Raw genomic sequence first — 16,551 nt, forward strand, 5'->3', positions numbered from 1 at the left:
AGTTCGCTGAGCCGACCGGAACGGTGAGATCATCGACCCGGCACTGACCGGACGTTCGAGACGACTCTCAGACTCTGAGGAGGAGACCAGCCCACATGCCCACCGGAGCGACCCCTGAGGCCAACCGGTCCTACCGCGCGGTGCTGCGCGACCGCCAGATGGCCGGGCTCCTGCTGGGCGACCTCCTGGCCAACGCCGGTACGGGCATGATCATCGTGGCCATGCCCGTACAGACGCTGTCCATCCACGGCAGTGTGCCGAAGGCGATCGCCATCGGGCTGGTGGAGGCGGCGCCGTTCGTCCTGTCCACCATCCTCGCCCTGGCCATCGGACTGGGGCGGGTGAGGGTGCCGCCGCGAACCCTCCTGCTCGCCGACTGTGTCTTACGGTCGCTGACCTTCGCCTTCCTCGGCGTCTTGGCCGTCACCGAGCGACTTTCACTGCCCGTGCTCATCGTTGGTCTCCTGTTCGGCGCGACGTTCCGGATGGCCGGCTCCAGCAGCCGGCGTCTGCTGGCGACGTCCATCGTGGGTGAGAGCGGGCGGTTCGCGGTCAACGGCTTACTCGGGCTGAATTCCACGTTCGCGCTCTACATCGTCGGCCCGGTGCTGGGCGGAGTGATCGTGGCGTCCACCGGCGCGGGCGTCGCGCTCTTCTTCGACGCGTGTGGTGCGCTGATCCTGCTGGCCGCCGTCCTGATATCCGTTCCCCGAGCCACCAAAGATCGTGACGCGCCTGGTCGCGCGGGAGTCCGCGAATCGGGCTGGCGGATCCTGCGTCGCCGACCGGTCGCCGCGCGGCTGCTGGTGGTCGAGTTCTTCTTCAACTTCTTCTACATGCCGATCGAGGTGGCGCTTCCCCTGTACGTACGCGGGACGCTGAACGCCGACGCGTCCGCTCTGGGTCTCATGTGGGGCGCGCTGGGCATGGGCGCATTCGTCGGCGCCGCTCTCGTCAATCAATTGCGCAACCTTCCACAGCGTCATGTGCTGATCGCCATCATCGGCCTGTGGGCGATGTGCCCGGTCGCTCTGGCGTTCGTCGGCGATCTCACTCTCGCGCTGATCGTCTTTGGCCTGGGCGGCCTGGTGTGGGCGCCGTTCACGCCTGTCGCGTACAGCTTCCTGCAATCGGGGCTCGAGCCCGACGAGCAACAGCAGGTCGTCACGCTGTGGACGACCGGCTCCACGGTGGCCGCCCCGCTCGGCCTGATCGTCGGCGGACCACTGATCGAGCTGGCCGGGAGCACCGGAGGGCTGGTGTTGTCCGGTGGGCTGACACTGCTGCTGCTCCCGATCGCGGCATTGGCTGTGCTCAGGCGCGCACCCGGGTCGATCGCACATTCCACGCGCGATCGGGTGCGGTAAACGGACCTGTCACCAGTGTCGAGAGGTCAGACGCGGAGCAGATCGGTCGAGACCGTCCAGAGGCGCTTGGCGGTGGTGGGATCGAGCGCCCATTCCTTGACACCGTGGGGGTGCTGTGCGAGGTCGGCGTCGTCCGGCACGGTGTAGGCCTCCTGCGCGTCGTCGAGGTAGTGGCCTCCGGAGTGAGCGAACTCCGGGGTGACGGCCGCGACGATGCTGGTGGCGGCTCCCTGCTCGACCGTTTTGTAGGTGAAGACTCCGGCGGCCTCGGCCGCATCTAGCGACGCCTTCTGCCGCGCGGTGAAGTTCCGCTGCAGTCCCGTCGCGACACCGCCGGGGTTCACCGTATTGGTGATGATGCCGTCGGATGCCCAACGGCGGGTCGCCTCGACAGCGAAGAGAGAGTTCGCCGTCTTCGATTGGGCGTAGGCGATCTGCGGGTCGTAGTTGCGACGCTCGAAGTGGAGGTCGTCGAAGTCGATGCCGGAACGCATGTGCGCTGTCGAACTGACCGAGACGATCCGTGCTCCGTCGCGGTCGGTCGCTCCCATGGCCAGGGCGTCGTGAAGGCCGGAAGCCAGGGCGAAGTGGCCTAGATGGTTCGTCGCGAATTGCAGTTCCCAGCCCTCGGGCGTCCGTTCGAGACCACCGGTGACCACGCCCGCGTTGTTGATCAGCAGGTGAAGCGGGCCGTTCCACGCGTCGACGAATCGCGTGATGGTGGTCCTATCGGCGAGGTCGAGCCGGACGACTCGGGGCCGGATCCCGCCGGTCGACTTCGCGATCGTCTCGGCGACGGCGTCACCCGCGGTCGTGTTTCGGACAGCGAGCGTCACTTCCGCTCCGGCAGAGGTCAACGCACGAGCCGTCTCGGTCCCGATTCCAGAGGAACCTCCGGTCACGATCGCGCGGACGCCGGTGAGATCGACGCCCCGTAGCACCTCGGCGGCGGTGCTGGAAGAGGTGAAGGGCGTGGAAATGAGTTTGGGAGTGGTCATGGCGGCGACTATACAGACTAGACAATATTTGTATAGTTAGCTTCTCGCTCGTATGCTCGCTTCATGAGCAGTCCCGAGGTTGGTCACCCGCCGCCGTCGACAGTCGCCAATACCGACCGTCGGTCCATAGTTCTGGACTCCGCCATGGTCACGTTCGCGCGATTCGGTTACCGGAAGACCTCGATGGAGGAGGTGGCGCGGGCGGCGCATATCTCCCGGCCTGGGCTCTATTTCCTCTTTTCCGCGAAGGAGACTCTGTTCCGTGCCGCAGTTGCCCAGGCATTGGATCGCGACATCACAGCGGTCGAACGCGTCCTGGCCGACACCGGCCGACCCCTTCTGGAGCGTCTCGTCGAAGCGTTCGATCAGTGGGCCGGCCGCTACATCGGCCCGCTGACGAGCGATGTCGCGGTGGTCATCGAGGACAATCCCGACCTCCTCGGAGAGATCATCGAGACCCCGCGGCGCCGTTTCGAGGAACTGATCACAGACGCGATCGCCATAAAGTCGGGACGAGAGGCGGCTTCCCCGGTCGCGCAGACGATGATCAGCGCATCGATCGGCATCAAGCATCAGATCGCATCACGAGAGGCCTACCTCGAACGACTGGAGGTAGCCATCGATCTCCTGCTGCGCTGAAGACGCTTGCCGAAGCCGCGCGAAGGGCCACCCGATTCCCGTCACCGCCTGCCATACGACGGTGGAAGTGCGAGACCTCAAGCCGCCGAACGTGATCCAATCCGGCGGGCTTGAGCTGGTGAAATTACCTGTCCATCTACCGGCTGATCTGACGCGGAACCGCCACCGCGAGAAGCTTGTCTGGGTTGCGGATGGCGTAGAAGTTGGTGATCTTCCCGTCGGCGATCTCGATCAGGAAGACGCCTTCCAGGCGCTCACCGCGGAGTACCAGTGCGGCCGTGTGGTTGCAGTTGACCATCTCGATCCGCAGGTCCCCCAGCCGCTCCTGGCGGAACAGGCTCATCAGGACCGCGGCCACCTTCTGCGCGCCCACCACCGGCCGGCGCGCCGCGGTGGCCTTGCCGCCGCTGTCGGCGGTCCAGATGACGTCCGGCGCGAGCAGCCAGAGCAGCCCTTCCAGGTCACCGGTGGCCGCCGCGGTCATGAACTGCTCGGTGACCCGCGCGCTGGTCGCGGCGTCGACGGGCTCGAAGCGCTGACGGCGTGCCTGTACGTGCTCGCGGGCGCGGTGCGCCACCTGCCGCACCGCCGCCACGGACTTGCCCACCGCCGTGGCGATGTCGTGGTAGCCGAAGCCGAACACCTCGCGCAGCACGAACACCGCGCGCTCATCGGGACCGAGTGTTTCGAGCAGTACGAGCATCGCCATCGACACCGACTCGGCGAGCACCACATCGGTCGAGGCGTCGTTCTCGTCGAGCAGCAGTGGCTCGGGCAGCCACGGGCCGATGTAGTCCTCGCGACGGCGCGCGCTCGCTCGCAAGGCGTTGAGCGCCTGACGGGTCACCAACTGGGCCAGATACGACTTGGTGTCGCGCACTGTCGAGAGGTCCACGGTGGCCCAGCGCAGATAGCTGTCCTGCAGCACGTCGTCGGATTCGGTCGCCGAGCCGAGGATCTCGTAGACGATCGTGAACAGCAGCGGCCGCAACAGGGTGAACCGCTCGGCATGCTCATCGGTGCTCACGGGGAGGTGACCACCCGCGCGGCGGAGGCCGGTTGCTCGGGACGCGGGCCGCCCTTGGGCCAGCCCATGGAACCCGGCTTGCGGGCCTCGCCGCGTATCCGCTTCGACACCACGAACTTGCAGGTCACCTCCTTGATCGCCGCACCCATGCGGCCGCCGATGTAGACGTTGATCGCGGTGTCGTCCTTGCGGGCGAGCTGCCGTATGCCGGCGCGCCGGCCGAGGCTGACGCACGCCCCGGTGAAGGCCAGGTCGATCACCGCCGGTGCGGTCCCCGCGATGCGGCTCAGCACGGTGTCGGCGGCCCGCGCCCCGAGCGGCCCGGCGGAGTAGCCGCTCATCCGCAGCGGCCGGCCCGACGGCGCGGCGGCGTCGCCGGCCGCGACAACGCGGTCGTCGTCGAGGCTGGTCAGCGTCTCGTCAGTGAGCAGCCGGCCGAGCGCGTCGGTGCGCAGCCCACTGGCCGCCGCCAGCTCCGGCACCCCGAAACCGGCCGTCCAGATGGTCAGCGCGCTCGTACGCACCCCACCGTCGGCGACGACGACCGCATCCGGCCGCACCTCGCTCACCATGGCGCCTTCGAGTACCACGACACCATGCCGCGACAGCCATCTGGCGATGTATCGGCGACCAGACGCGCTGAATGTCGGCGCCAGGGTCCGGCCGCACACCAGTGTGACCCTGCGTCCTTGCTCGGCCAGCTCGGCGGCCGTCTCGATGCCGGTCAACCCGCCGCCGACCACGGTGATCGGAGCATCGACGGGTAACTCCTCCAGCCGGGCGCGCAGCCGCTGCGCGTACTCGAACTCCGCGATGTCGAACGCGAATTCGGCCGCGCCAGGCACCCCTGACGGTATGGCCCTGGTGCTGCCGACCGCGTAGATGACGTAGTCGTAGTCCAGGGTACGGCCCGACGCCAGCCGTACGGCGCGGGTGGCGGCGTCGATGCGCGTGACGCTGTCGACGACCAGGCGAACGCCCTCGCCGAGCAGCGTGCGATAGTCGATCGTGGCGTCGCCGGTACGGGCCACGAACTGGTGCAGCCGGATGCGTTCGACGAACTCCGGGCGTGGATTGACCAGGGTGATGTCGACGTCGTCGCGCGTCCGCAGACGGTTGGCCGCGAGCGTACCGGCGTAACCACCGCCGATGACCACGACCTTGTGGCGTGTGTTGTATTCGGTCATGCCCTCAGGACACCGCCGGCCACTGGGACGTGACAGCACGCGACGTGACACGCGTCACTCCGTTCGCCAAGAACGTCGATCCGGCCAAGGCAGAACACGGCACAGCCGTGTTCTGCCTTGGCCGGGAGCGTCGCACCGACGCCTGGACCTACTGGACCGGCCACACCAGGACGAAGGAGAAATCCAGTTTCGTCCTGCGGTTCAGCGGGATATCGATCTTGACCCGGCGAGCGATCTCATTGCGGCTGATGCCCAGTCCATGAGCGATGAGCCGTCCGGGACGGACCGGCACGGGATCGTCGAAGGTGACCGTGATCTGAACGGGCCACGGATCCTCGGGAACGGGAGATGCGTGGAGTTCCCAGCACCCGTCCCAATCGAGCCCGAATCGGTTGCGCCGGGCGATCAACGGATCGAGAAGGGTATCGGCGACCAGGGACGGCGAGTTGTCCGAGTAACCGGCCAGAAGGCCGGCGGGCAGTGAGCGGACCGGGACGCGATCGTGGACGGTGAGCTTGCTGGTCCGGTCACAGGAAACGCAGTTGACCAGGAGCCAGACGTCGAGAAGTTTGCCGTTGGCGTTGACGCGGAACCTGCCGTCGCCGACGGTGGCGCGGCCGGAAGGGCAGGCCACGCACCGGAGGGCGAGCAGAGGCAGGCGGGTACGTCGTACGGCCCAGGGCAGCACGATATGAGGATGTGAAGACATGATCTCTCTGAAGACCTGACGAAGAGCACGGAAAACAGAGCCGACGGCGTCCGTCGGCGACCGATGCGCAGGGAAGTGTCAGGTCTAAAGAGCAGGCGGCGTCATACGCGCGAAGTCCTCACGTAGGGGTGAGAGCCCAGCCTAGGCGACCACCATCTACAAGATCCACCCGTTTTCGCGACCCCGTCAGCAGACAGCTCTTCTGTCAGGCGGCACTCGCTTTACTGCTGTTCCGCACTCGCGAATGGCTGAATACGCCGCCAGGCCTTGCCGCAGAGTCATTATTATCCGGAGGCCCCACACGATCGCCATAAATTCGCCATAATTTCGCTATACAACCCCACCACCTGCGTGAACGCATAAATAAGACGCAGCTGAGGCGTGGCTTCAATGGCGATTTAACACCGGTCTATGGAATTGTCAATCTCTTGTCAAAGTGATTTATCCATGCTTATCCTCCAGGTGATCAAATCTCTTTCTCGGTTTTCCTGGAGGCACCACTTGCGCCGATTAGCGCTCCCAGTCGCCGTCACGGCGATGCTTATCCCCTTCCTCGCCCCCGAGGTCTCCGCCGCCACGCAGACCTCGACGGCCTCCGCCGCCCTGCTCGCCGACCCGCCGCCGGCCGACGTTCAGGAGATCGGCCCCGGCCAGTACTCCGCCGACAACCAGACCTTCAAGCTGACCGAGCTGGACGTGTCCGCGGGCGCGATCAGCCGCAAGCACGGTGTGGCTCTGGCCGGTGGCGACCTGGCCCGGCCGCAGTCGGCCCCGGCGACCCGCCCTGAGCTGGGCGTCTTCGGGCCGAGCTGGCAGGCCGAGTTCGCCGGTGGTCAGATCAACCGGAAGCTCGAGAACCAGAACGGCACCCTGGTCGTCACGGAACTCGACGACGGGACGTCGACCAGCTACCCGCTGAAGAGCAGCGTCTCCACCCCCGACGGCGGCGGCATCCAGATCTACCAGGCCGCCAACGGATCCAAGATCACCGAAACCACCAAGTGGGACGCGGTCGTCGGTGCGATGCGCACCACGACGATCGAGACGCTCGTGTCGGACGTGGGCGCCCAGGAGGCGGGCGACGACGGCTTCACCAACGCCGACGGCACCCCCGTCAGCGCCACCGACCTCCAGCCCACCTACACCTGGGCCCGGCCGGCCGGCGCGCCGAGCGCCGACCCCTGGCGGGTGACCGACGTGGGCAACACCGCTTTCGGCAAGTCCACGATCACCTACGACACCCAGGGCCGCGTCAGCACCGTCAAGGAGCCGGCCGGCGTGTCAGACCCCGCGTCCGTCACCAAGTTCACCTATGCCACGGCCACCACGGCCACCAGCACCTCCAACGGCGACTTCGCGGGCCGGCTCAAGGAGGTCTCGGTCACCTACGGGACCGAGACACCGCAGACCGAGGCGAGCTACGCCTACGACCCGAACGGTCTGCTGCGCACCGTGACCGACCCCAGCGTCGGCGCAGTACAGGGGACCTACTCCTACGACCCGGTGGGACGCCTGTCGTCGATCGACTCCGTCACCAACGGCGGTTGGCAGCTGTCCTTCCCGGCGGGCGTCGCGGCTCCCCAGGTGACCGCCACCGGCACCGACACGCCGGCCAACGGCGGGACGACCACGGGCGCGGCCGGGCTCGACGACCCCAACGCCACCGAGCCGCCGGCCGGCGACTTCCTGCCGGAGGGCGTGGACCCCCCGCAGTCCTACCCGGCGAAGTGCAGCACGGCCGCGACCTGGATGTGGTACACCAAGTCGGGCTGCTCGGCCTGGGCCTGGCACGGCGGCAAGTGGCGCAAGCCCGACTGGAAGCGCACCGCCAGCGGCTTCAAGGTCAGGGGCATCTACTACGACCACTGCACAAGCTCTCCGGACAAGCCTCACAACTTCGACTTCCGGCCGGCCTGTGACTCCCACGACTACGGGTACGGCCTGATAGCCAACAAGAGGAAGCATTACCGCTACTACCTCTCCAACGCCCATTCAAAGGCTGACGTGGACAACCGGTTCTACATCACCATGCGCGACAAGGTGTGCGGTGGCTACTTCATCCTGGTGCGGCCCGACTGCCGGGCATGGGCCTGGGTCTACTACAAGTTCGTCAAGAGGTACGGCAATCCCTGATAACCGCCCGAGCTCAACGTGACACCTGAGCTCTGACCTTTCCGGGGGACCTTCCTCCGCCGGACGGCGGCCTCGGCCGCCGTCCGGCCACCCCTCATGCCGGCGTCGTCTCCCTGCACCTCCTTCATGTAAGGCGCGGTACGTCATGAAATTGCGAGTCTTATCCTGTGTCATCGCGGCGCTGGCGACCACGGCGCTCGCGACCGGGCCGGCCAACGCGGCAGAGGCCCCGCCCACGACTCCCGCAGCGTCCGCTTCGGCCACACAGCAGACCACTTCGACCGCTCAGCAGGGCACTTCGGCGGCCCCCTATGTCGAACCCCAGCTCAGCGCGCGGGTGGCGGCCGCGGGCAAGATCCGAGTGAACGTCGTCAGCAAGACCCGCGCCGACCTGCCGGACGCGGCCTCCAGCGGTCAGGTCGTCCAGCAACTGACCCGCTTCCCCGTGGTCACCCTGCACGTCGACCAGGCCGGGCTGGACCGGCTGACCAAGCTGCCCAGTGTGGTGAGCGTGACCGAGGACAAGCCGGTGCGACCGGTGCTGGCCGAGAGCGTCCCGCTGATCGGCGCCGACAAGACCAGGGCCGCGGGCAAGACGGGCGCCGGCAGCGTGGTGGCCGTGCTGGACACCGGCGTCGCGGTCAACCACCCCTTCCTCAAAGACCGGGTGCTGGAAGAGGCCTGCTTCTCCCCCATCGACGCCGACTACTCCTCCACCAGCCTGTGCCCCGACGGCACCGCCGAGCAGGAAGGGCCCGGCGCCGCCGACGCCGACCAGGGCCCCTGCGCCGACGTGGCGCTGGACTGCGACCACGGCACCCACGTGGCCGGCATCGCGGTCGGCAACGGCACGGGCGTGACCGGCGCTCCGCCGGCCGGCGTCGCGCCCGGCGCCGAGCTCGTCGCGATCCAGGTGTTCAGCAAGTTCTCCTCCGAAGACCTGTGCGGCGCGGGCGCCGCCCCGTGTGTGCTCAGTTTCACCAGCGCTCAGCTCGCCGGCCTGGAGAAAGTGCTGGAACTGAAGGACGAGGGAGTGCCGCTGGTGGCCGCCAACCTCAGCCTGGGCGGCGGCCAGTACACCGCCGCCTGCGACGGCGACCCGCGCAAGGCGATCATCGACAGCCTGCGCACCGCCGGCGTGGCCACCGTGGTCGCGGCCGGCAACGACGGCTTCGGCACCGCCGTGGCCGCCCCGGCCTGCGTGTCCTCGGCCATCACCGTCGGCGCCACCACCGACCAGGACGGCGTGGCCGCCTTCAGCAACCGCGGCGCGCTGCTGGACCTGTTCGCCCCCGGTGTGTCGATCATCTCCTCGGTGCCCGGCAACAAGTGGGCCTCCTTGAACGGCACCTCGATGGCCGCCCCGCACGTCACCGGCGCCCTGGCCGTGCTGCGCCAGGCCATGCCCGACGCCCCGCTGGCCCAGCTCGAAACCGCCTTGAAGACCACCGGCAAGGCCATCGCCTACAACGGCGTGACCACCCCACGCATCCAGGTCGACGCCGCCGTGCTCGGAAAGGCCCCTGACACCGGAGCCTGGCCCGTCCCGTACTACGAGAACATGAAGGACACCGCGATCCCCGACCACGGCACCGTGACGTCCTCCATCGCGGTCGCCGGCCTGCTCGGCAGCGCGCCCGCCACCACCGAGGTGTACGTCGACATCCACCACACCTGGCGTGGCGAGCTGAAGATCGACCTGCTCGCACCGGACGGCAAGGTCTACCCGCTGCAGGCCAACGACCCCAACGACAGCGCCGACATCCTGCACGAGACCTACCAGGTCAACGCCAGCGCGTCGCCGGCCAGCGGCACCTGGAAACTGCGCGTGCAGGACGTCGAATATCTCGACACCGGCTTCATCGACGGCTGGTCGATCCGGCTGCCCTGCTTCGGCAACTGGGACGACACCGCCATCCCCGATCCCGGTGTCGCCGAGTCCAGCATCGTCCTGGCCTGGATCAACGGCAACGCTCCCACCCGCTCCCGGGTCCACGTCGAGATCGACCACACCTGGCGCGGTGACCTGAAGCTCGACCTGGTCGCGCCGGACGGCAAGGTGTACCCATTGCGTGCCGCCGATGCCAAGGACGGCACCGACAACATCAACGAGAGTTACTGGGTGAACGCCAGCGCCTCAGCGGCCAACGGCACCTGGAAACTCCGGGCGGAGGATTTAGCCAAGGGTGACAAGGGCTTCATCAACGGATGGACCCTGACCCTGTAGAGGTACTCGCGGAACGGGGTTCGGCCAGGAACGCGGACGCGCTCCTGGCCGGACTCGACTCTGCCGCGGCTAGTCGTTGAGGAACAGCTCGATGACCGGTACGACGACGTCGGGGCGCTGGACCGGCAGGTCGAGGGTCAGGGTGTCGGGGGTCAGGGCGCCGATGGCCGTGTTCTGGGCCGTCTGGCTGGGGTCGATCACGCGCGAACGGATCTCCGAGGCGTCGTGCAGGAACTGGGCGTACTTCACGCGCCCGCCCAGCCCTGGGAGGTGCAGGTGGCGGAACGGCCAGCCGAACACGTGCAGATAGAGCCGGTTACCGCGCTGGGTGTAGCGGCAGTCGGGAGGCGCGGTGAAGCCGCTGGGGCCGGCGCCGTAGATGGAGCGGGAGTTCAGCCGCATCCATTCGCCGATGTCGGCGAGGCTCTGGCGGGCGCGCGGATCGATCTGGCCGCGCCCGTCCGGGCCGACGTTGAGCAGCAGGTTGCCGCCCTTGGCGACGCTGTCGATCAGCATGCGTACGAGCAGGTCAGGGGTCTTGTAGTCAAGGTTGTCCCGGTCGTATCCCCAGCTGCCGTTGAGAGTCTGGCAGGCCTCCCACGGCACCTCCTGGCCGTCGACGGTCATCGGGGCGGCGGGCTGGTACTGCTCGGGGGTGACGAAGTCACCGGGGATGCCGAGCCGGTCGTTGACGATGATCCCCGGCTGGAGCTCGCGCACCATGTCCATCAACTCGGGTGAGCGCCAGTCGTCGGCGCCCTTGCCGCCCCAGTAGCCCGTTCTGCCGGCGTAGGAGAAGTCGAAGAACAGGTAGTCGATCTGGCCGTAGTCGGTGAGCAGCTCGCGTACCTGGGCGTGCAGGTAGTCGGCGTACTTGGAGATGTCGCGGCCCTTGGCGGCGGCCTTGAACTCCTCATCCTCGCGCTGCGGGTGGAGGGAGTCGACGGGGAACTCGGGGTGGTGCCAGTCGATCAGCGAGTGGTAGAAGCCGACCTTCAGCCCTTCGGCGCGTAGGGCCTCCACATGCGGCGCGATCAGGTCCTTGCCCCAGGGGGTGCGCGTCACCTTGTAGTCGGTCTGCGCGGAGTCCCACAGGCAGAAGCCGTCGTGGTGCTTGGTGGTGAGGACGACGTAGCGCATGCCGGCTTCCTTGGCCAGCCGTGCCCACTCCGCGGGGTCGTACAGGTCGGGGTCGAAGTGGTCGAAGTAGCGCTGGTAGTGCTCGTCGGTCATCTGCTCGCGGTTCTTCACCCACTCGTGGCGGGCGGCCAGGGAGTACAGCCCCCAGTGCACGAACATGCCGAAGCGGGATTCGGAGAACCAGGCGTGGTCCACTACGTTCCTTTCGAAAAGAGATTTGGCGAAATGAGATTTCACGAAAAAGAGATTTCATCGGCCGCCGAGACCGCTCGTGGCGATCCCGCGAATGAGATGTTTCTGCAGGAGGATCAGGAGCGCCGCGGTCGGCGCCATGGAGATCACCGAGGCCGCCATGATCAGGTTCCACTGAGTGCCCTGCTGGCCGACGAAGAGCGACAGGCCCAGCGGGACAGTGGCCTTCTCGTCCACCGTGTTGATGATGATCAGCGGCCACATGAAGCTGTTCCAGTAATTGATGAACGTGAAGACCGCCAGCACCGCGAGCGCGGGCCTGATCAGCGGCAGCATGATGCTGGAGAAGATCCGCACCGATCCCGCGCCGTCGATGCGGGCGCTCTCGGAGATCTCTTCGGGGATGGTCAGGAAGAACTGGCGCAGCATGAACGTCCCGAAGGCGGTGAAGGCCCAGGGGAAGATCAGCGCCTGGAAGGAGTCCACCCAGCCGAACCATTTCATCAGCATGAACATCGGCACGACCAGCACTTCCTGGGGGATCATCAGCGTGGCCAGGAAGACCAGGAAGAAGCCGTCGCGACCGCGCCAGCGCAGCCGCGAGAAGGCGTACGCCGACATGGCCGACGCCACGAGCACCACGACCGTGCCGCAGATGGCGACGGCGAGTCCGTTGACGACGAACTTCCCGAACGGCAGGAACTCGAACGTCTCTTTGTAGTTCTCCCACCGGATCAGCGATCCGAACAGGCTCGGTGGCGACTGGAACACCTCGTCGGCGGGCTTGAGCGAGGTGGCCAGCATGTACACCAGCGGCGCCAGGAACGCGGCGGCCACCAGGTAGAGCGCGACGTGTGAGATGACCAGCCGGACGCGGCGGATGGCGTGATCAGACATCGTAGGTCACCCATCTGCGCTGGCCGGCGAACTGCACCGCGGTCACGCCCAGGATCAGCACGAACAGGATCCAGGCTCCGGCGGACGCGAGTCCGTACTGGTAGATCGAGAACCCCTTGTCGAAGACGAACATCATGAGGGTCTCGGTGTCCATGCCCGGCCCTCCGCCGGTCATCAGGAACGGCTGGGTGAAGACCTGGAACGAGGTGATGAGCGTCATGGTCGAGGCGAAGAACAGCGCCGGGGAGATCATCGGCAGCATGATGCGGAAGAACTGCCGCCACGGTCCCGCCCCGTCGATCTGCGCCGCCTCCAGCAGGTGCCGCGGGATGGCGTCCAGCGCGGCCGAGAAGACCAGCATGTTGTAGCCGAACCCCTGCCACACGCTCATCGCGACGACGGCGAACATGGCCCAGCCCGGCTCACCGAGGAAGTTCGGCGCGTGCGTGCCGGTGGCGGCGTACAGCGAGCCGTCGATCAGCCCGTTCGGCTGGTAGATCATCCGCCAGACGATCGCGTTGGCCACCATCGGCGTGACCACGGGCAGGAAGAACACCACCCGCAGTGCCTTGCGGCCCTTGATGCGCGGGCCCATCCACACCGCCAGCCCCACCGACACGATGAGGTTGAGCGGCAAATAGAGCACCACGAACAGCAGCGTGTTCAACAGCGCCCGCCGGAAGACGGGGTCGGTGAACAGCGTGGTGAAGTTCTCCAGTCCGGTGAAGGTTCGCTCGCCCACCGCGGGCCACTGGAAGAAGGCCATCACCAGAGACAGCACGATCGGGAAGAGGGTGAACACCGTCAACCCGATCATGCTGGGCGCCGCGAAGAAGGCCGCGGCCCTTCCGTCGCGGCGCAGACGGGGGCGCCGTCTGCCCGCTACCGCCGCGGGGCGGGCTATGGCGTCGTCGGACACTTCGCTCCTTAGGCCGGTGACTGCTGCTGCACCTGGTCGAGTGCGTCCGCCGCCGTGGTCTGGCCGTTGAAGGCCTGGATGCCGTACTGGGCCAGCAGCTTCTCCACCGGGTCCCAGTTCTTGGTCGTCCGGAACGGCTTCGCGGAGGCGTTGGCGGCGTCGAGGACCGGCTTGGAGCCCTCGAAAGCGTTCTCGTACCACTTGTTCTGTACGGACTTGCGCGCCGGGTAGGCGCGCCCGACCGAGCCGAGCTGCCCGAGCACCTCGGCGCTGGTCATCGTGCTGACCGCCTTGAACGCCTCATCCGGGTACGGGCAGGACTGGGAGATGCCGAAGCCGGACCCGGCCGTGTAGCTCTTGGTCCCGTCAGGACCGGCGGGGATGGTGGCCAGGCCGACACCGAACTTGGCCTTGGCCTTGAGCTCCAGAACGGACCAGGGGCCGTTCACCGACATCGCCGCGTTGCCGTTGAGGAACTGGGTCTCGGTGAAGTTGTTGTCCACGCCGGGAATCTTGGGCGAGACTCCCTGCTTGGCGGTCAGGTCCGCGTACCACTGGAAGCCGGTCTTCATCTGCTCAGTGGTGAGGGTGAGCTTGCCGGACTCGTCCATCGGCTCCGCGTTGCCGGTCTTGGCCAGGATCATCGAGAACATCCCCAGGGCCGAGGGGTAGCCCACGAAGCCGTACTTGCCGCCGGTGGTCAGCTTCTTGGCCGCCGCCTCGAAGTCGGCCACGCTCCAGCCGACCTTCGGTTCCGGCACGCCGGCCGCCTTGAACATGTCCTTGTTATAGGTGATGATCAGCGAGCCGACGTCGTACGGCAGCGCGTACTGCTTGCCGCCCGAGGCCAGCCCGGCCATGATCGACGTGTCGAAGTCGGCGGTGTCCAGGCCGTTCTTCTTGATCAGGTCGTCCAAGGGACGCATGCCGCTGACGTAGCCGCCCGTGCGCAGGCTCTGCATCGAGACGACGCACGGAGCGCTGCCACCGGCGAGGCGGGTGCCGAGCTTGGTGAAGTAGTCCTTGAAGGGCGAGGTCTCGAGCGTGATCTTGATGTTCGGGTACTTCTGGGTGACCTGGTCGGCCACTTTCTGCCAGGCGTTTCGGTCCTCGGTTCCGGACGCCCACATCCCCCAGGTGAGCGTGACCGCGCCGTTGCTCGCCTTGTTGCCTCCCGCCGATTCCTGGCCGCCGCCTCCGCATCCGGCCGTTAGTCCCCCCGCGATGACCACCGCTGTTGCGACCGCCAGCGATCTCCGACCGCTATACATCTGCCTGCCCATCGCAGCTCCACTCAATAAGCTCGGGGCCGAGTTAATTGATCCGAAACTAGGGCGTAGCAATCCGTAATGTCAATGAGCTCGTGATAGGAAATATCCGATGACTGCTCGCCGAACAGCCGGTCGTGGCGATCTGACCCGCGTCGAGATCCTGGCGCTTCTCGGCACTGCGGGCGCCCTGGACCGCCGTCAGATCGCGGCCCGGCTCAAGCTCGGCGACGCGACCGTTCACGAACACACGCGACGCCTTCTGGCCTGCGGTTATCTGCGAACTCTGAGCCCACAGGCCGGGGTGGTCGGCCGGCCGCGCATCCCCCTGCAGGTCGTACCGGAGGCCGCCGCGACCATCGGCGTACGCGTCGCGACCGACCACCTCGTCACGGTGGTCGCGGGGCTAGATGGACGACTGCTCACATCCGATGTATCGTCCTTCGACTGTCACGCAGACCCACTCCCCCAGCTACTCACCGTCATCGGCCGGCGATTGGCCGACCCTGTCATGGGCCCCAGGCTCAAGGCCGTGGGCGTGGCCGTGCCGGCTTCCGTTGATGCGGGCTATATCCGGTTCTGTCCCCGCTTTGGGTGGAGCAACCTTCCCCTTGGTGAACGGCTGCGCGCCGAGCTGCCGATCCCGGTGCTCGTCGACAACGACCTCACGGCCAGCACCACCGCCGAGCTCCTGTATCGGGCGGGGCTTGAGCACGACGACTTCCTGGTGCTCGGCATCGGCGACGGGGTGGGGGTCGGCGCGGTCCTGCGGCGGCGGGTGCACCGCAGCCCGGGCGGGCTGTCCGGCGAGTTCGGCCACACGCCGGTCGCCGCCACCGGCCCGCGCTGCGCCTGTGGGGCGCGGGGCTGCCTGGAGACGTTCACCAGCGACGACGGGATCCTGCGCGCCGCTCGTCGCGAGGGCCTGGCCGAGGCGTCCACCACCATCGAGGAGCTCCGCTCACGGTGGGTCGCCGGTGAGCGGTCGCTGGCCCGGGTGCTCGCCAAGGTCGGCGCCATGCTCGGGCGGGCCGTCGCCGGCGTCGTCAACCTGCTCGGCACGCCCACCATCGCGATCATCGGCGAGAACCATGTGCTCTGGCCGGGCCTGGAGCCCGGGTTCTCCGTCGTGATGCGGACCAGTCAGGTCACCGCGGCCTACCGCGTCCAAGTGATCGTCCGTCCGTGGAGCGACGCCCAGCACGCGCTCGGCGCCGCCGGTCTGGCGCTCGCCGCTCCGGAGACGCTCTTCATCTGACGAGTTTGCGCCCTAGCTATTCAGCGATACTATATACTAGTAGTCAGCATTGCTGAGTAGTTGAAGGGTGTTCCATGGGCAAGCAGGCGACGGAGATGCTCAAGGGGACGCTGGAGGGCATCGTCCTGGCGATCCTGTCCAGCCGGTCCGCGTACGGCTACGAGATCACGGCGTGGCTGCGGGAGCAGGGCTTCTCCGACATCGCCGAGGGCACCATCTACGCGCTGCTGGTCAGGATCGAGCAGCGCGGCCTCGTCGACGTGGAGAAGGTCCCGTCCGAGAAGGGTCCGCCGCGCAAGGTGTACTCCCTCAACGCCCAGGGACGGGCCTACCTCGAAGAGTTCTGGAGGACCTGGAGCTTCCTCACGGAACGGCTCGAACAGCTCCGCGAAGGAGGAAAGCAGACATGACCACAGAGCCGAACGAGCCGAAGCGGCGCTACCTGCGCTACCTGGAGATGGTCACCGGACCGATCGAGGACAAGAAGCGCTACTGGCAGTACAAGGCGCGCGCGGAGCGGCTTCCCAGTGGATCAGCCGGGAGCGGGAACGGCTGACCAACGCCATCGATCGCGCTGCCGGCGAAGACGC

The 16,551-nt window shown here is 67.2% G+C and carries 15 protein-coding genes; 7 read left to right on the forward strand and 8 right to left on the reverse strand.

From position 1 onward, the window contains the following. The first annotated feature begins 95 nt into the window (after window positions 1-95). Complete coding sequence (locus ACGFJ2_RS53905) at window positions 96-1,367, forward strand: MFS transporter (RefSeq protein ID WP_393482266.1); 1,272 nt, start codon at window positions 96-98, stop codon at window positions 1,365-1,367. A 26-nt stretch (window positions 1,368-1,393) separates the two neighbouring features. On the opposite strand, the gene ACGFJ2_RS53910 is transcribed toward ACGFJ2_RS53905, so the two are convergent. Next, entirely contained in the window at window positions 1,394-2,365 is a 972-nt protein-coding gene (locus ACGFJ2_RS53910) for an SDR family NAD(P)-dependent oxidoreductase (RefSeq protein ID WP_393482269.1), read from the reverse strand. Window positions 2,366-2,428: 63 nt separating this feature from the next. Here ACGFJ2_RS53910 and ACGFJ2_RS53915 point away from each other — a divergent pair, with 63 nt between their 5' ends. Further along, window positions 2,429-3,004 (forward strand): TetR family transcriptional regulator, encoded by a 576-nt coding sequence (locus ACGFJ2_RS53915; RefSeq protein ID WP_393482272.1) that lies wholly within the window; start codon window positions 2,429-2,431, stop codon window positions 3,002-3,004. Window positions 3,005-3,140: 136 nt separating this feature from the next. On the opposite strand, the gene sigJ is transcribed toward ACGFJ2_RS53915, so the two are convergent. The 3 genes from sigJ to ACGFJ2_RS53930 form a co-directional block, all read right to left on the reverse strand. Beyond that, window positions 3,141-4,031 carry an RNA polymerase sigma factor SigJ gene (gene sigJ / locus ACGFJ2_RS53920; RefSeq protein ID WP_393482275.1) on the reverse strand — a complete coding sequence of 297 codons (891 nt, stop codon included), beginning with the start codon at window positions 4,029-4,031 and terminating at the stop codon, window positions 3,141-3,143. Next, a complete protein-coding gene (locus ACGFJ2_RS53925) occupies window positions 4,028-5,218 on the reverse strand; it encodes an NAD(P)/FAD-dependent oxidoreductase (RefSeq protein ID WP_393482278.1) in 1,191 nt (396 codons plus the stop codon). Before ACGFJ2_RS53925 ends, sigJ begins: the two co-directional genes overlap by 4 nt. A 148-nt stretch (window positions 5,219-5,366) precedes the next feature. Beyond that, window positions 5,367-5,906 carry a DUF1062 domain-containing protein gene (locus ACGFJ2_RS53930; RefSeq protein WP_393482281.1) on the reverse strand — a complete coding sequence of 180 codons (540 nt, stop codon included), beginning with the start codon at window positions 5,904-5,906 and terminating at the stop codon, window positions 5,367-5,369. 558 nt (window positions 5,907-6,464) lie between these two features. On the opposite strand from ACGFJ2_RS53930, the gene ACGFJ2_RS53935 reads away from it, so the two are divergent. Both ACGFJ2_RS53935 and ACGFJ2_RS53940 read left to right on the forward strand, forming a co-directional pair. After that, a complete protein-coding gene (locus ACGFJ2_RS53935) occupies window positions 6,465-8,060 on the forward strand; it encodes a phospholipase A2 (RefSeq protein ID WP_393482284.1) in 1,596 nt (531 codons plus the stop codon). Window positions 8,061-8,205: 145 nt separating this feature from the next. Continuing rightward, window positions 8,206-10,287 (forward strand): S8 family serine peptidase, encoded by a 2,082-nt coding sequence (locus tag ACGFJ2_RS53940; protein ID WP_393482287.1) that lies wholly within the window; start codon window positions 8,206-8,208, stop codon window positions 10,285-10,287. A 69-nt stretch (window positions 10,288-10,356) separates the two neighbouring features. Here the strand turns inward: ACGFJ2_RS53940 and ACGFJ2_RS53945 are convergent, their stop codons facing one another. Genes ACGFJ2_RS53945 through ACGFJ2_RS53960 form a run of 4 tightly spaced genes read right to left on the reverse strand, consistent with a single transcriptional unit; the run spans window position 10,357 to window position 14,718 of the window. After that, window positions 10,357-11,622: an alpha-L-fucosidase gene (locus tag ACGFJ2_RS53945; RefSeq protein ID WP_393482290.1), complete on the reverse strand. Its 1,266-nt coding sequence runs from the start codon at window positions 11,620-11,622 to the stop codon at window positions 10,357-10,359. A gap of 54 nt (window positions 11,623-11,676) precedes the next feature. Next, on the reverse strand, window positions 11,677-12,516 hold the full coding sequence (locus ACGFJ2_RS53950; protein WP_357955111.1) for a carbohydrate ABC transporter permease: 840 nt from the start codon (window positions 12,514-12,516) through the stop codon (window positions 11,677-11,679). Then, the gene (locus ACGFJ2_RS53955) at window positions 12,509-13,435 is read right to left on the reverse strand and encodes a sugar ABC transporter permease (protein WP_357955114.1); all 927 of its coding nucleotides are present in this window, start codon (window positions 13,433-13,435) and stop codon (window positions 12,509-12,511) included. Before ACGFJ2_RS53955 ends, ACGFJ2_RS53950 begins: the two co-directional genes overlap by 8 nt. A gap of 8 nt (window positions 13,436-13,443) precedes the next feature. Then, a complete protein-coding gene (locus ACGFJ2_RS53960) occupies window positions 13,444-14,718 on the reverse strand; it encodes a sugar ABC transporter substrate-binding protein (RefSeq protein ID WP_358184950.1) in 1,275 nt (424 codons plus the stop codon). A gap of 97 nt (window positions 14,719-14,815) precedes the next feature. Here ACGFJ2_RS53960 and ACGFJ2_RS53965 point away from each other — a divergent pair, with 97 nt between their 5' ends. The 3 genes from ACGFJ2_RS53965 (at window position 14,816) to ACGFJ2_RS53975 (ending at window position 16,517) form a co-directional block, all read left to right on the forward strand. Further along, window positions 14,816-15,961 carry an ROK family protein gene (locus tag ACGFJ2_RS53965; RefSeq protein WP_358184953.1) on the forward strand — a complete coding sequence of 382 codons (1,146 nt, stop codon included), beginning with the start codon at window positions 14,816-14,818 and terminating at the stop codon, window positions 15,959-15,961. Window positions 15,962-16,035: 74 nt separating this feature from the next. Beyond that, the gene (locus tag ACGFJ2_RS53970; RefSeq protein ID WP_358184956.1) at window positions 16,036-16,371 is read left to right on the forward strand and encodes a PadR family transcriptional regulator; all 336 of its coding nucleotides are present in this window, start codon (window positions 16,036-16,038) and stop codon (window positions 16,369-16,371) included. Beyond that, window positions 16,368-16,517 carry a hypothetical protein gene (locus ACGFJ2_RS53975; protein ID WP_393482296.1) on the forward strand — a complete coding sequence of 50 codons (150 nt, stop codon included), beginning with the start codon at window positions 16,368-16,370 and terminating at the stop codon, window positions 16,515-16,517. The genes ACGFJ2_RS53970 and ACGFJ2_RS53975 overlap by 4 nt, the downstream gene beginning before the upstream one ends. Window positions 16,518-16,551 lie beyond the last annotated feature (34 nt).

Origin of the sequence: Nonomuraea sp. NPDC049028 (genome assembly GCF_043197735.1) — a bacterium.
GTDB lineage: Bacteria > Actinomycetota > Actinomycetes > Streptosporangiales > Streptosporangiaceae > Nonomuraea.